The sequence below is a fragment of the Nostoc sp. CCY0012 genome (genome assembly GCF_963920855.1).
GTDB lineage: Bacteria > Cyanobacteriota > Cyanobacteriia > Cyanobacteriales > Nostocaceae > Cyanocohniella.
Window position 1 is genome coordinate 1 of sequence record NZ_CAWUDM010000073.1, and the last position, 15,362, is coordinate 15,362.

The following is a 15,362-nucleotide window of genomic DNA, read 5'->3' on the forward strand; positions in this document are numbered from 1 at the left end:
TGTTACTGTTTTTTCAACTTGAGACTCCAAAAAGTTTTCTGCACCACTAAGCTGTTGTGCTGTGGACTCCCATGCTTCAATTCGCTTCTGCGATCGCTCTTTAGCCTTCAACTCTTTTCCTGGTAGAATCTCTTTTGTCCCATGAGTATTTTCTGGCAAGCGACTAATTTCTACTTTAAGTGTGTCTCCCCACAAAAGTTGAGTAACCTTCTGCAACAATTTCACTTCTGTTTGTAAATGAGCTTCATAAAAGATAAATAATAAGGGTCGTTCATTGGGATATAATCTCTGCATTGCTGCTTGGTTCGCTTGAATCAGACCTTGAAGTTCATCACTCTGATTCTTTGTGTATTGGCTAAATTGAAGCGATTTTCTCCCAGAATGAATCCCTTCTAAACGAATGCCAAAGTATTTACTTAGTAAATCATCAATTTGTTTCTCGTTGAGTTCATCGAGATATTTTGGAGTAAACTCCAAGTTGGTATTTGTTTCAAGAGCTTCCAAAACACCGCCCAGCAGTGTAGGAAGATTAATCATGCGTGATGCTGTATCATCTAGTTTGTGGGTAGATGGTACTTTTTTGTAATCCTTAAATATTTCGATTCCTAATGGTTGAAGAATTTGAGCGATCGCTTCAAACGCATTTAATTTATCAATCTCTGGTACACCTGTTTCAATACCGTATTTCTCTGAAGTTTCTTCGTCGTCTTCTGAATTATCTTGTAGTCCATTACGGTGAGTAAGAAGTACATCACAACTATCAGTAGAAGCTAAACCTAAAGCGATTTCTTGTCCATTACAAGATGACCCCAGATTTAATTTTCTCCGTAGGATTTCAAAATCTTTATCTGTTCTCCAAAGCAATTTGACCTTCTCTTCTTTGTTAGTTTTACCATTTTTGCTGTTTTTATCTCGTTCGCATTTTACTTGATAGCTAAAGGCGCGATCAGTATGCTTTTGAGAAAATATGAAGCCGCTAATATTTCTACGGTCATATTCAGGAGCTTTTAACTGAGTTAACCAGCGACGTTTAGAAACCTCAACTTGTAATAGAGGTTGATGTAAGGATGGATAAGTAATAACTTCCAATCTCACTACAAAACTGAATTTTCCTTTTTTGTTATCTAAGGTAATCGGATCTGTAATCAGTTCTGCAATACCAGAAGTAAATGTACCACTGCTGAAAATAACACGTTTTATCGCGCCTAACCCTGGAAAAATAACTTGTCCAGCAATTTCACGAGCTACATAATCTGCAAGCATTCGATACGCATATTTATCTTTAGGTTGAGTTGTATCTGTCTCTTTATCCCAAGTCCAAGGTAATACTTGAGATTTAAATGGAGAAACTTTTATTAACTTTCCGCTTTCTTGAAAATCTTCCAAGCGATCAATAATCTTTATGGATATATCCTCCTTCTCAGTAAATGGTTTGAGATAGTTTGTCAACCAATCATTAATAATTGGGCGAAGCATTCTATTTATTTCTTTCTCATTGCCACCAGTAAGGTAAGCAAAAGGTTCTGGTGGCTTCTCGCCTTTAGCACAATACAAGGCATATTTGCTAAGACCTACTTCTGGTTCAATTCTGGCTGCATCTTTTAAGACTATTTGTAGAAAATTTCGCAATGAGCCATAAGGAACATTTTTGACATTAGCTGCTTGTTGAATCTCGCCAAAACATTGCAAAGCTGCTTTTGTCCAAGTAAGAGTATAACCCTCGACTATAATTGGAGGTAGTTTATCTGGTACTGTAAAAGCTAGAGGAAACTTTTCAATTGATTTGATTTGACCTTGCTGGATATACAATGTATCTGAAACGAAATCACCTTCAGTTTCTTCGTCTTCCTCTTCTGCAAATAAATCTTCTTCCAATTCAATTTCATTATCAAAGTTATTCATCATTTTTACATCTCCAATAGTGGTGAAAACTCGTCAAAACCTGCTTCTTCATCCGCCGACTCTTCTAAGGAATGTAATTCATCAGGATAAATTACTCCTTTAAGGTGCTGTAAAGGTTCTAGAAATGCACCATACAGTTCTTGATAAATTTCCCGAATTACGGGGTCTTCATGGTTAACACATTCTTCTAAAATAATTCGCATCTGAACCAGCATACTATCTCGTCCAGAATCGGGCTTACTTTCTGTTGATTTTTTAGCCCAAGCTGCATCAACAAAGTAAACTGAGACTGGGCATCCATTCCGCATTCCTCGACCAATTGTTTGCAGAATAGCTACCATTTGATTAGCCGTAAATGATTTGAATAGTTCAGTCCCTAAACGGCTTGCCATTAAGGGTTCACGTAACAATCTATTGGCAGTTAACCACAGGTCTTTTCTTGACTGTCGCCAAGCTATTGCTATGGCATTCAAATCTTCTGTTTCACTAAAAACGCGACTATCAAATTCTTGTGTTGCTCGTCCTGTCAAGCTATACAAAAGCTGCATATCATCTTTAGTAGGGTGAGGGCGAGTAAGGAAATAAATGGAGCCAATTGCTGCATCTAGTTTTCTTTCTCCTTTGGTAAAAACAATGTTGACACCTCTACCAATTGCCAGCATAGGAAAAATTAAAATGTGACAGTTTTCATCATCTCCTAATGCTTCACATTGAGCAGAAGTAACAAAATCCTTTGGTTGTTCACCTTCTCTTAGAGACTTAACAACTGCTTTTGTATATCTACCAACATCAGGATAATAGGTATTGATATATTTTTTGATATCGCGTGCTTGGTCATAACCATTGACAACTAAAGCGGCTTTGCGACGAATACCAGACTTGGTATCAAATTTATTCATCGCTTTATAAATTTCAGATTTAGTAGTTCCTCCTTTAACAAGAGCATCTACCATAAGCTCAAGATTACGTGTTTGCAGATTGCGATCGCCTGCGCCACTGTATAGTAGAGGTTGATCGCCCCGTTGACTATCTGAAAACCATTTGAAATAATAAGTGCTTTTTGCTGATGTATGATTTTTTGGCTGATGTGGTTTGAGTAAATAATGTGGACCGGCGTTAATATGATAGGCAGGACTGGCTTGTAAAAATGATGTAGCTGAGGTGATTAAAATAGTTGGACTGGTCTGTCCATTATCTGCTTCTAACAACCGATGAAAGCGGTGCATTAACATCCGAGGCGCACCTACAAATGTAATGTAAGATAACTCCATATTTCTAGCGGCAGTGCGCGTTGTTAGTGCTTTGAAAAAACTATATCGCACACCAGAAAATGAACCTAAAATACTTTCTGGAATAAATTTTCTAAGTTCTGGTGATGCAGTTGATTCCATAACTGATTCACGAATGAAACCTTCTGCAAGCATTGTTCTTGTCCCTGGTACAATTCGCTGATATCCCAAAATTACGAATGTAACAGTTATAAGTAATTTAATTAAATCCTCAGCTTCTATAGTTAATTGATGCTTGGGAAAACAGAGTTTGAAAAATAATTCAATGATTTCTTGGACAATTGCATCACGGTACTTAATCAGATTTTCAGCTAAGTAGCGGCGAAAAAGATAAATAAGATTTTTCCATTGCTGTTCTAAGGTTTCTTTGTTTATGCCTATGTAATGAGGCCAAAAATCAGCTTTGAAATCTTGAGGGGTATTAACTCCTGTGCGGTCATAAAAGGCGTTATATGCTGCTTTTTCCCAAAATTCAGCTAACGCTCGACTTCTGGTAACTTCTGTTTTGGCCTCTTGTTCATCAATTTCATCTTGTTTAGTGGATTTTTTAACACTATTCAAGAGTTCACTAACAATCCGTAATACAGTCAGCAATTGATTTTCGTAGCGTTCTTTTACCCGTGACCCTGACATATTATGGATGGTGGTAATCAAAGAGGTATTATGATTGCCAAATTCCGCTAAGTCACGACTATAAAGTTCTATATCCCGATCAAATAGTCGATAGTTTTCACCACGAGCAAAGCGATTATGAATTTGTTCGAGAATTACTTTATGAATTGAATGTTCTGAGCCAGAAATACTTAAAGTTGCAGCCCCATAATCATCTAAGACTTTTTGCACCATGTCGCCTTCGTCGAAAACAACTAGGTCAAAGGTACGAGCAATTAATTCAAAATATCGTAATTGTTCGTAAGTTGCATGAGGTGATATTTGAGTATCAAGCGATCGCACATGACCAACCCAAATATTCGCATCCAATAAATCTCGCTGTGCTTTGTTGCGACCGCACATTGTCCATAGGGGACACAGGCATTTTTTCATCTTTCCCTGTTTCCCCCCTCCTTGCAATATCTCGTTGCAAGGTGCATAACCAAAGCCCCACAAAGACATATCCGCAGTAGAAAAAGCTGGTAGAACGCAATTCATACCAAAAACTTCTGCCTGTTCTAAGGTGTAACCAAAACCACCATTATTTCCTGTAGCAGCGATCGCTTCTGCAATATTATCTGCGTGGCGACGACGAGTTTCATTACCTTGACCGACAAGCATTCCCACCTTAACTTGATGAAATGTCAAATCAGCCATGTACTGTCTAGCAACTTCAATGGAGGGAAACACAAACATTGCTTTATAGTCATGTAGCCCCAACCAGACAGCTATCAAAACCAGTAAGGTTGTTTTACCCGACCCTGGCAAACCAATTAAGTGCTTGATATCCTCTAATTCCAGCACATCATCTTCTTTACGCAGACCTTTTCCCGCCTCCGACACCATCAGGTCGAAGCGTTCAAAGCGATCAGCCCAATTACCTAATCGTCGCTCAGGATCTTGCTGTTCACGCTTGTCCATTTCACGAGCCAAATCATGCAGTTCTTTGAGGGGAATGCGAATCTTTCCTCTTGGTTGGCGGTTGAGCGAATGTGTACGATGTGCAGCAATTGGGGCAGAGATACGCGGAATGTCTAACTTCACGGAGGTTGAGTCTTCACCTAACGCCACAGCCATTGGCTGACGAGGATCGGCAACTGTAAAACTATAGTTATCGTATGGCAAAGAGGTACTGAGAATTTGCCGCGCCTTTGTAATTAATGAATCTTCTAAAGCGTCAGTCCTTTGAAAGTGAAGTGTTTCAATATCAATTTCATACGTCCCTTGAGTATTGTTGGAGTAATGATAATTGTTATAGAGAGCGATCGCGTGCTTCACTGATTGGTGCGTTACATAAGCCAGTGACATCTGCCGCATATTGAAAATAGCTTGACGAGCTTGTGCAAAGGCAGGTGCATTTAAAATGCTGGCCATGCCTGACATAACTACTGGTGCATACTCTAGTGAATTAGTGCCGATAAATTCTTCCATGAAGACGCAAAGCCAACAAATTCGCTCTGCACCTTTCCAAAAATCAGGTTTGGTTCGCATAAGGCATCTTCTTTAAAAAATCAATGACTGAGGAAACTGACATAATTTCTAAACTCGCCGCATCACCTTTTTTATCGAGTGTTGATTTGAGGGTGGAAATGTAGCTTGGGTTATCCTCAATTAAGCGATCGCTCACAGCCAAAATCCGACGACGATAATAAATCAGACCGCCAATACTACGATTGAGCCGCAAAGCTAAAGTCACCGGACTTGTGTAAGACTTAGCATCAATGCCAATAGCTTTTTCATTAATCGCTATATCGCATAAATCCGATTCTGGATAAAGTTCAGCATCTAGTCCGTTTTCTCTAGCTGTATCAAATATCTTTAATTCATCAATTGCTGGGCCTGTCCAGTAAGTAAGAATTTGCGGCTTGGCAATTCGTAAAATATCTTTGTCGGGATCTAGTTTCTCAGATACTTTTGGCAATTCATGACCAATACACTGACGAATAGGACAACGCCCTTGTGCAAAAAGTCTATTGTTAGGGTGAGGTCGCATAAGTGTGCCACAGTGGGCGCAACGGTGTGCTAAACCATCAATTAGCCAAATATCCGGTACTAGGTCGAAAAATCTATCAATGATCATTCCCTGTAAAGGAGTTAAGTCATTGTCAACTAAATAATCAAATAGTTGACGTTGTCCTATTAGGGAATACCTACCCAGCAACTCTCGTAATGCAGTGTAAGCTTTGTGTTGACGACGGCCGCCCAACCTTTGAGTTGCATCGCATAACTCAGTATAAAGCCGATGTTCAATGACATTATTTTCCCCAAAACCGCCACTGAGGTTGGCAATCTCTGCACAGTCTGAGGTAGGAACTCGCAAATCTGGATCAATGATGGTTGCGTTAGCAAAGCGAAAGTCTGATTGGCTAAAAATTCCTAACCCCCAACGCTCAGAACCAAGCGGGTAGCGTGCGTTATCCAAAACAGTGTGTACACAAGCCGCGCGATCGCATTGTCCTTCTTCAATATATAAACGACCTAATTTGCACATTGCTTGATAGAGTTCTGGCGGCAATGTACTATCCTCTTGACGAACAATTTGTTGACCCGGTAGCACTCGGTCATATTGGCGAATAATTCCTTGTGCAAACAAAACTACAGCATCTTCTGCCAGATGTATTGCTGGTCTGTGTCCAGTCGGTAACGGTAAAGGAGTTGCAGTAATTGTGGGTAGCCATGTAGGGTCTTGACCTTGAGCCTCTGCCAGAATTTGGATCTCCAAAGTCTCTTCTGAGAAAGACGGTAAAATTTGAGCGATCGCTGCTAGTGTCCAACCCTTCTTTAGTAGTAAAGTTGTTGCCAATCCCTCTAAAATTTGACGAAAGCCAAATTCTCTCCCTTTAGGTTGTGATAAAAGTTGCTTTGCTCTCCATGACCGCACGGTTCGTAAGGCTGGTGGTTCGATTGACAGTTTAAGGTGTTCAATCTGGCGTTTAAGTTCTTTTGTAAGTACATCCGCAGTTCCCTGCCATTGACGCACGTTTTCAAAGTACATAACTGTAATCAGATATTTTTTACATTAATTACTGTTTACACTAAATGATGTAATTATAGATGTCAATACACCAACACGACGCAAACAGAACTTTTTGTGTCTTGGCGCGCTACTGAAGATTGGAGAACGAGGGATTAGGGAACTTTGTCAAAATAAAACAAAATCAAACAAATGATGCGCCATGTCTAATTTAGAACAAGGTGCAATTTCTATTTGTCGTCCTTGCTTATCTAAAAATATGGCTTGATTATTATCACTGCCAAAACCACTGTCAGGTTTATCAATAGGATTAGCAACAATAATATCTAAGTTCTTATTCTGCAACTTTTCTTTTGCAGGAGTGATAATATCTCCTGTCTGGGCGGCGAACCCGATTAAACGTTGATGGGGTTGTTTGAGTTTTGCTAATTGAGCAATGATATCTGGTACTGGTTCTAGCGGTAAGGTTTGGGGAAGCGATCGCTTGGGTAATTTTTCTGTACTATAGTATCGGGGTTTGACATCTGCTACGGCGGCGGACATGACGATGATATCAGCATGAGGTAAATTTGATTGCATTACTTGCTGCATTTCTTCCGCAGTAACCACAGGTACTGCTTGCATTCCTAAAGGCACATCCCAGTTAGCTGGGCCATGAACTAACGTCACATTTGCCCCGCGATGCCATGCTGCTTGTGCTAAGGCTAGTCCCATCTTACCCGTGGAGGGATTGCCAATATATCTCACTGGGTCAAGATATTCTTGTGTCCCCCCAGCACTAATTAATACACGTTTACCAATTAAATCGCGTTTGCCACAGGTGTGTAATAACGATTGAATGTAAGTGACAATTTCTGGAGGTTCTGCCATCCTCCCAGCACCGATGCGATCGCAAGCTAATAAACCGGATGCTGTACCCAGTCCATGATATCGGTTATCTGTGAGTAACTGTCGCCAATTTCGTTGTACTGCCGCCTGTTCCCACATATCTGTATTCATGGCTGGTGCTAACAACACGGGACAGGTTGAAGCTAGGACTGTATTTGTCAGCAAATTGTCAGCCATCCCATAAGTGAGTTTGGCTAATGTATTCGCCGTTAAAGGTGCAATAACTAACAAATCTGCCCATTCACCTAACTCGATATGCAGCGGACGTGAGTGAATTGGTTGCCAAAAATCATCATCTGTGTATGCAGAATGACGCGATAAGGTAGCTAAAGTTAAAGGCGTGATAAATTTTTGTGCAGAATGGGTGAGAATTACCCGGATTTCTACACCAGTTTTAAATAGCGTGGAAACTATTTCACAGACTTTGTAAGCGGCGATACCGCCGCCTACACCAATTAGAACCTTATTCAATTTTGGATGGTTAATATAGGATTGGGGAATTAACGCAGACGGCATTGGCACAGTACAGATCAATATCTCTGATTTTAGCTAGTTAACCCCAATCCAAAATCCAAAATTAATTGTTACGCTTCGTCGTAGGCTTCTAAGTCTAACAGATAGGCATAAGGTTCTACTAACTCCGGACGCTGAAACGCGATCGCTCGCAGTAGATGCCAATCATTTAAACCCTCAAAAGCATTGCTGTAATTATCTAGCTCCAGACGATTAGCCAACTCTTCCACATCTGCTGTAGTCATAGCAGAAATTTCTTTCTGGGAAATGCTTAGAGTTTTCATAATGCTTGCCCCTCCCTTATGCAGAATTCGCACTCAGCACGGGTTAAGTTGCGCTTAACGCACCCACCCAATCTATCTTACTCATTAGAGGACATGTATTTCCTAAAAACTTTCAGGATTTTTACCAGATTTTGGCAAGAATTTGTACTCCAGACTACGCAATAGCGTTGTTTACGAATGTTCGTAGCATTTCTAACATTTGTGGGCTAATTTCGTGTCCTGTGTCAAACTCGTGATATTCTACGGCAACTCCCAGAGATTCTGCTGTTTCTCGTGCTTTTAAGGCGGCTCGCAGTGGTACAACTTCATCGTACCTACCATGCATAATTATTGTTGGGGAAAAATCTCTTTTAGCTGTTGTGACTACATCGGGATGCAAATATCCACTCATCACTACTAATCCAGCTAGGGGCAATTGTAATCCTACATCCAAAGTCATGGCCCCACCTTGAGAAAATCCACTCAAAATCGTGCGGGATAACGGCACGCCAGTAGTACTTTCTAAAGATTGCAGCAAATCTATGAGCATTTGCTTACTTTCTGCCAAACCTTCATACATATTCTCCATTCTCAAGTCATACCACGCCTTACCTGTAGGCGCATGAGGATGAGGAAAGGGGGCATTGGGAAATATAAACTGGTAATTTGGTAAGTTGAAAAAAGGTAATAAAGATGCTGCATCTTCAGCATTAGCTCCCCAACCATGTAAGCAGACGATTAAACCTGTGGGTGGTTGAGAAGTGGAGGGGGGAACATTAATAATTTGCAGAGACAGAGGTTTACTCCTAAATTTATGCTCTTTGAGTAAATACTAGTTTAGATGATCCCAGTGAGCGTCCCCGCCCTGATATATCGTGAGTTCGATGAACCTCTCACCAAACCCTCTCCGACGCAGAGAGGGGCTTAAATATGCTTAATTACCAACGAAGAATTAAGCCTTTAAAGGCTGATATGTACACCGTAGCCTTGCAGGGGAGCAAGTCCGCTCTTGCGCTACGCCGACTTGTAGACGCGCTCTGCTCGGCTTCTCGCAGAGTAGGAACTGGCGTTGATTTGACAACATGATTGATATCTCACACCCAATTAGCATTAGAGAATAATTCCTATCTGTATTGCTTTTTAGCAACCTTTTTGATTTAATAGAAACTATTATCAAGTATTTATTGGAGTTTTATTTATATTAATTATCAATAATATATGATAAAAAAATGACATAATTCAAGAAACAAGTAAAATAATTAGTTTATGAAAATCACTATTATTTTGCTTATTCTGTAATGTGAAAAACTGGGTTTTTTAATACAAGACTATTTCTTGTATAAGAAATATTTGATGTAATAGTTTTTTGTTATCGGAGGAATAATGAAGCGTCGCCAATTTATTTATGTAGTGGGACTAGCAACGGCTAGTGGTGGATTAGTGATCGCTTGTGATGCTAATCCTAATCAAAATCAAGCTGCCACTGAGTTAGAAAACGAATTAGTCGTATATTCAGGGCGCAACGAAAAGCTGATTGGTGAACTAATTAAGCAGTTTGAACAACAAACTAATGCTAAAGTTCAAGTCCGCTATGGTGATACGGCTGAGTTAGCATCAGCAATTTTAGAAGAAGGACAAAATAGTCCGGCTGATGTGTTTTTTGGTCAAGATGCAGGCGCTCTCGGCGCTTTGCAAAAGGCAGGGAGAACAGTACAGTTACCAACATCATTGCTGAATCAGGTAGATAGTGCTTATCGTTCTCCAGAGGGGCAATGGATAGGTGTTACGGGTAGAGTGCGTACAGTTGATTACAACACTAATTTAGTCAAAGCTGAGGAATTACCATCATCTATCTTCGGTTTTACTGATCCAAAATGGAAAGGAAGAATTGCTTGGGCCCCCACCAATGGCTCATTTCAATCTTTTGTCACAGGTTTACGAGTTGCTGAGGGCGAGGAACGCGCTAGGGAATGGTTAGAAGGTATTCAAGCTAATGATCCTCAAGTTTTTCCCAACAATACATCAATAGTAGAAGCATTGTCTCGTGGCGAAGCAAGTGTAGGATTCGTCAATCACTATTACTTGCAGCGCATCAAACAAGATAATCCTGACGTTCCAGTAGAACATCATTTCACTGAAGATATTGGTTCTTTGGTAAATGTCGCTGGTGTGGCAATTCTCAACACTGCTAACCATCCAAATATTGCCCAAAGATTTGTCGAATTTATGCTGAATGAAAATGCTCAAAACTACTTTGCTAGTCAAACATTTGAGTATCCTTTAGCTGCGGGAGTTGAACCTAAAGGTAATCTAAAATCACTCACTCAACTGCAAACACAAGCCAAAAAAATCGATTTGAGTAACCTCAACGATTTGGATAATACATTAAAACTTTTGCAGCAAGTAGCAGTTATTTAGACTGTTATCAACAGCTTGAAGTCTGGTATGCCAAGAAAAAATTAATTCTTTCAAAAGTTTTCTTGCTTACCAGTACAAGTTAATGGTAATAGTAAAAAATAGCAAAATTATTGCAAAAACTTCCTACTAAGGGAAAACGGAGTCTGGGAAATTGAAAACATTACCATTAATGAAGGCTTCAGCTGGAACTCTAGCTTTCATGCTCAGCTGGGGGATAGGGTTGAGTGTAGATGCACAAACACAAACCCTGACGATTTATTCAGGTAGAGGAGAAAAACTGATTGCGCCGTTGTTAGAAACAGCCAAAAAAGACTTGGGAATGAATATCCAAGTACGATATGGTGATACGGCTGAGTTAGCGATCGCCCTGGTAGAAGAAGGTAAAAATAGGCGCGCAGATTTGTTTTTTGCTCAAGATGCGGGGGCTTTAGGAACTCTAGAAAAACAAAAGCTCACGCTACCAATTTCATCTAACTTGCTCAACCAAGTAGATTCGCGCTTTCGTTCTCCCCAAGGACATTGGTTAGGTATTTCTGGACGCGCCCGTGTACTGAACTACAATACCAATTTAGTTAAAAAGGCAGAACTGCCAAAATCAATTTGGGACTTAACAAAACCAAACTGGCGTGGTAAAGTCGCTTGGGCCCCAACTAACGGCTCATTTCAGTCATTTGTCACCGCTATGCGGGTACTAGAGGGAGAACCAAAGACTCTACAATGGTTAAAAGCCATGAAAGCTAATCAAGTCCAAGATTATCGCAATAATACAACCATAGTAGAAGCCTTAGGACGCGGAGAAACTCAAATTGGTTTAGTAAATAACTACTATTTAGCTAACTTCCTCAAAGATAATCCGAAATTTCCTGTAGCTCATCACTACACCAATCAAGACGCAGGCTCGATGATTAATATCGCCGGCGTGGCCATCATGAACTCAACCAAGCAAAAAGCCGCAGTGGAAAAATTCATTGCCTACTTGCTCAAACCAAGTTCACAAACTTACTTTGCCAAACAGACTAATGAATATCCTGTAGTTTCAGGAGTCGCAGGGCCAGCGAATCAATTACCACTAAGTCAGATTAAGACACCCAACGTGAACCTGACAAACTTAAACGATTTGCCAGGAACATTAGAATTATTACAGCAGGCAGGAGTTTTGTAAAGTTGAAATCCTCGGTTCGCCCTCCATTATTTCTGATACTAGCGGCGGCGGTAGTAGCAGTTGCCATTACTTTGCCCTTAGTATACTTGGTGATCCGTGCTGTAGGTATTGGTGGGGATGAGTTTTGGGAATTGATATCTCGTCCCCGCAATATCACTATTTTCTTCAACAGTGCCGCAATGGCAGCCACAGTGACTTTATTTTCCACACTGATTGCTGTACCATTGGCATTTTTAACTGTACGGACAGATTTACCAGGCAGAAACTTTTGGTTAATAGCAACCACACTACCCTTAGCAGTTCCTAGCTATGTGGGTAGTTTTGCTTTAATTGCCACCTTAGCGCCAAGAGGTAGCTTTTTACAGTTATTGCTGCAACCTTTGGGAGTAGAAGAATTACCTTCTATTTATGGTTTTCCGGGGACAGTTTTAGCCATCACCTTATTTACCTATCCTTATCTACTATTAAGTGTGCGTTCTGGTTTACAAGGTATAGATCCTTCTATAGAGGAAGCCGCCCGCAGTTTGGGTTATACCAGTAGAGAAAGTTTCTTTAAAGTAGTCTTACCCCAATTAAAACCATCAATGGTTGCGGGGGGATTGTTAGTAGCTTTGTATTCATTACGTGACTTTGGTACACCTTCGCTGATGCGGTTTGATGCTTTTACCAGAGCCATTTTCATTCAATACAAAGCCAGCTTTAACCGCAACACAGCAGCAGTTTTGGCGCTGATGTTGGTGGCATTAGTATTATTAATTTTATGGCTAGAATATCGAGTGCGATCGCGGGCTGCATATTACAGTCGTGGTTCTGCTTCTTTGCGTCCACCCAAAATTGTCAAGTTGGGAATTTGGAAATGGCCAGCTATGGCTTTTTGCTTACTGATCACTAGCTTCGGTGTCGTGTTACCAGTAGGTATTACCTTATTTTGGTTAATTCGCGGACTTAATAGTGGCTACAACTTTCCTAATTTGTTACCCAGCATCCTCAACTCAGTTTCCGCAGCTGGACTAGCCGCTGTAGCTACTACTATATTTGCCTTACCTATAGCAATTTTATCAGTCAGATTTCCCACAAGAACTACGGCTATTATTGAGCGCTGTTCCTATGTAGGCTTTGGTTTACCGGGAATTGTTGTAGCTTTATCGTTGGTATTTTTTGGTGCAAATTACTTGCCATTCATGTATCAAACTTTGCCAATGCTGATATTTGCATATTTAGTATTATTTTTACCCCAATCAGTCGGCACAGTACGCACTTGTTTATTACAAGTCAATCCCCAGCTAGAAGAATCAGCACGCAGCTTAGGCAGAAATTCTTGGCAAACCTTAAGAGAAGTCACCCTACCTTTAGTTAGGCCTGGTGTATTGAGTGGTGCAGTATTGGTGTTTCTCACAGCCATTAAAGAACTACCAGCCACCATGCTGCTAGCACCCATAGGCTTTGGCACTTTAGCCACACAAATTTGGCAAGCCACAGAAAACGTAGATTTTGCTGATGCTGCGGCCTCATCCTTAGCAATGCTACTGGTGTCTATGGGTTCAACATTATTGGTGCTATCCCAAGAAAACATCAAAAAAGAGCAAGTCACACCCCAAGTAGAAATCAAAACCAAACTCTAATTCTCACTATGCAACAAGCAATTGTTCAATTACAGAATGTCACCAAGCAGTTTGCTGACAATCCCTCTCCTGCTGTGAATAACGTTTCTTTAACATTGCAACAAGGGGATGTCTTGGGATTGCTCGGCCCCTCTGGTTGTGGTAAAACTACCCTGTTGCGACTAATTGCGGGTTTTGAGCGCCTGCAATCAGGACAAATTGAAATAGGCGGACAGGTAGTATGCGATCGCTCTATTTGTGTTCCCGCAGAACAGCGTGACATCGGCATTGTGTTTCAAGATTATGCCTTGTTTCCTCATTTAACCGTGGCAGAAAATGTTGCCTTTGGGTTGAAACAAGCTAGTAAACAGCAAATACAAAAACGTATTGGCGAAGTTATTGAACTGGTAAGACTCGAAGGCTTAGAAAAACGCTACCCTTATGAACTATCTGGTGGACAACAGCAACGAGTCGCCCTAGCCCGCGCCTTAGCACCCCAACCGCAACTCATGCTTTTAGATGAACCTTTAAGTAATCTCGATATCCAAGTGAGATTACGATTGCGCGAAGAAATTCGAGATATTCTCAAAGCAGCTGGTACTTCAGCCATTTTTGTAACGCACGATCAAGAAGAAGCATTAGCTATTTCTGATGTTGTAGGTGTGATGCGACAGGGACACTTAGAACAACTAGGTACACCAGAAGAAATTTATACTCATCCAGCCTCTAGATTTGTGGCTGAGTTTGTTACACAAGCAAATTTCCTACCTGCCCGTCGTCAAGGTAATTTATGGGAAACTGAAGTTGGTAGTTTTGAGTTACCAGTTAATCATGCTACGGAAACAGGCGAAATTATGATTCGCCAAGAAGACTTTATTTTAAAACCAGCTAACGATTCTTCCGTAGTCATTCGCAGCCGCCGGTTTTTAGGGCGTGAGTATCTATATTGTTTAAAAACTGCTTCTGGGCAAGAACTTCATGCTCGGACAATCACTGATTTAGCCTTACCTGTAGGCGCACCTGTACAGGTATCTATAGTGGGTGATGCGGTAAAGGTTTTTTCTTAAGCTCTAGAGGTTTGAATGAATTTAGATGTAGATTTAGGTTGAATTGTTCGCGTCAAAATAACCCATACCAATTAAATATTATCCCGCAGCCAATTTCTAAAAGCTTGAATTGCTTGGCTGCTACCAACAACTTGACTTTGCTGAACGTATTGATTGACTAGCTCAATTATCGAAATATTGCCAAAATATTTTCAAATTGCTGCCAACTAACGTCCTCAAGTAACAGTTGCTGTCCCGGTTGAATCCTCAATTGTCTTAACTCTAAAAGCATAAATATTCATCCCCCTCTTTTACTACAATATTTTGGCTGATAAATACCGATTGAAAACACTGGGATTGATGGGAGTTGGGCTGATACCCACAAGCGTATAAGTAGAACGACTTGAAAAAACCAAACTATGTAAAGTAATGTAAATTATTGAAGTTCAGTTCGTAGTCAGGACTTTAGTCCTGATTTGAGAACTAAAGTTCTCACTACAAACCTTTAATTATTTACCCTGTTCTACTTACCTCTTTATTAAACTTCGACGAGCCTACCTGTGGGATGGTCTGCTAAACCGTAGTGTGTTCGTTAGCTACATCCTAAAGATTGTCTTGATCATAGCGGCGATCGCACCTAACATTTGGCAATAAT

Annotated in this window: 10 protein-coding genes and 1 pseudogene; 4 read left to right on the forward strand and 7 right to left on the reverse strand. The window is 40.5% G+C overall.

Annotated elements, in window-relative coordinates; genetic code table 11:
* The 6 genes from ACM0OS_RS19515 to ACM0OS_RS19540 all read right to left on the reverse strand — a co-directional run.
* Positions 1 to 1,905: pPIWI_RE module domain-containing protein (locus tag ACM0OS_RS19515; RefSeq protein WP_414544859.1), on the reverse strand; the 1,905-nt coding region annotated here is incomplete at its 3' end.
* A gap of 2 nt (positions 1,906 to 1,907) precedes the next feature.
* Positions 1,908 to 5,333, reverse strand: a complete 3,426-nt coding sequence (locus tag ACM0OS_RS19520) for a hypothetical protein (protein WP_414544860.1) — start codon at positions 5,331 to 5,333, stop codon at positions 1,908 to 1,910.
* On the reverse strand, positions 5,317 to 6,837 hold the full coding sequence (locus tag ACM0OS_RS19525) for a hypothetical protein (RefSeq protein ID WP_414544861.1): 1,521 nt from the start codon (positions 6,835 to 6,837) through the stop codon (positions 5,317 to 5,319). The genes ACM0OS_RS19520 and ACM0OS_RS19525 overlap by 17 nt, the downstream gene beginning before the upstream one ends.
* A gap of 147 nt (positions 6,838 to 6,984) precedes the next feature.
* Positions 6,985 to 8,220, reverse strand: coding sequence for a bifunctional phosphopantothenoylcysteine decarboxylase/phosphopantothenate--cysteine ligase CoaBC (gene coaBC, locus ACM0OS_RS19530; protein ID WP_414544862.1), 1,236 nt, complete (start codon positions 8,218 to 8,220; stop codon positions 6,985 to 6,987).
* Between the two features lie 68 nt (positions 8,221 to 8,288).
* A complete protein-coding gene (locus ACM0OS_RS19535; RefSeq protein WP_414544863.1) occupies positions 8,289 to 8,501 on the reverse strand; it encodes a DUF2555 domain-containing protein in 213 nt (70 codons plus the stop codon).
* A gap of 154 nt (positions 8,502 to 8,655) precedes the next feature.
* A complete protein-coding gene (locus ACM0OS_RS19540) occupies positions 8,656 to 9,276 on the reverse strand; it encodes an alpha/beta hydrolase (protein WP_414544882.1) in 621 nt (206 codons plus the stop codon).
* Positions 9,277 to 9,863: 587 nt separating this feature from the next.
* Here ACM0OS_RS19540 and ACM0OS_RS19545 point away from each other — a divergent pair.
* From ACM0OS_RS19545 to ACM0OS_RS19560, 4 genes are all read left to right on the forward strand, one after another.
* Positions 9,864 to 10,898, forward strand: coding sequence for an iron ABC transporter substrate-binding protein (locus ACM0OS_RS19545; protein WP_414544864.1), 1,035 nt, complete (start codon positions 9,864 to 9,866; stop codon positions 10,896 to 10,898).
* 169 nt (positions 10,899 to 11,067) lie between these two features.
* The gene (locus tag ACM0OS_RS19550; protein ID WP_414544865.1) at positions 11,068 to 12,060 is read left to right on the forward strand and encodes an iron ABC transporter substrate-binding protein; all 993 of its coding nucleotides are present in this window, start codon (positions 11,068 to 11,070) and stop codon (positions 12,058 to 12,060) included.
* A 2-nt stretch (positions 12,061 to 12,062) separates the two neighbouring features.
* Complete coding sequence (locus tag ACM0OS_RS19555) at positions 12,063 to 13,682, forward strand: ABC transporter permease (RefSeq protein ID WP_414544866.1); 1,620 nt, start codon at positions 12,063 to 12,065, stop codon at positions 13,680 to 13,682.
* 8 nt (positions 13,683 to 13,690) lie between these two features.
* Entirely contained in the window at positions 13,691 to 14,728 is a 1,038-nt protein-coding gene (locus ACM0OS_RS19560; protein ID WP_414544867.1) for an ABC transporter ATP-binding protein, read from the forward strand.
* 178 nt (positions 14,729 to 14,906) lie between these two features.
* Here ACM0OS_RS19560 and ACM0OS_RS19565 read toward each other — a convergent pair.
* Positions 14,907 to 14,999: pseudogene (locus ACM0OS_RS19565) on the reverse strand (Uma2 family endonuclease); the annotation flags it as partial.
* Positions 15,000 to 15,362: the final 363 nt, after the last annotated feature.

What these genes read in the sequence shown, in the direction of transcription:
- ACM0OS_RS19520 (WP_414544860.1), bottom strand. Translation starts at nt 5,333, where the DNA reads ATGCGAACCAAACCTGATTTTTGGAAAGGTGCAGAGCGAATTTGTTGG.
- ACM0OS_RS19525 (WP_414544861.1), bottom strand. Translation starts at nt 6,837, where the DNA reads ATGTACTTTGAAAACGTGCGTCAATGGCAGGGAACTGCGGATGTACTT.
- coaBC (WP_414544862.1), bottom strand. Translation starts at nt 8,220, where the DNA reads ATGCCGTCTGCGTTAATTCCCCAATCCTATATTAACCATCCAAAATTG.
- ACM0OS_RS19535 (WP_414544863.1), bottom strand. Translation starts at nt 8,501, where the DNA reads ATGAAAACTCTAAGCATTTCCCAGAAAGAAATTTCTGCTATGACTACA.
- ACM0OS_RS19545 (WP_414544864.1), top strand. Translation starts at nt 9,864, where the DNA reads ATGAAGCGTCGCCAATTTATTTATGTAGTGGGACTAGCAACGGCTAGT.
- ACM0OS_RS19550 (WP_414544865.1), top strand. Translation starts at nt 11,068, where the DNA reads ATGAAGGCTTCAGCTGGAACTCTAGCTTTCATGCTCAGCTGGGGGATA.
- ACM0OS_RS19560 (WP_414544867.1), top strand. Translation starts at nt 13,691, where the DNA reads ATGCAACAAGCAATTGTTCAATTACAGAATGTCACCAAGCAGTTTGCT.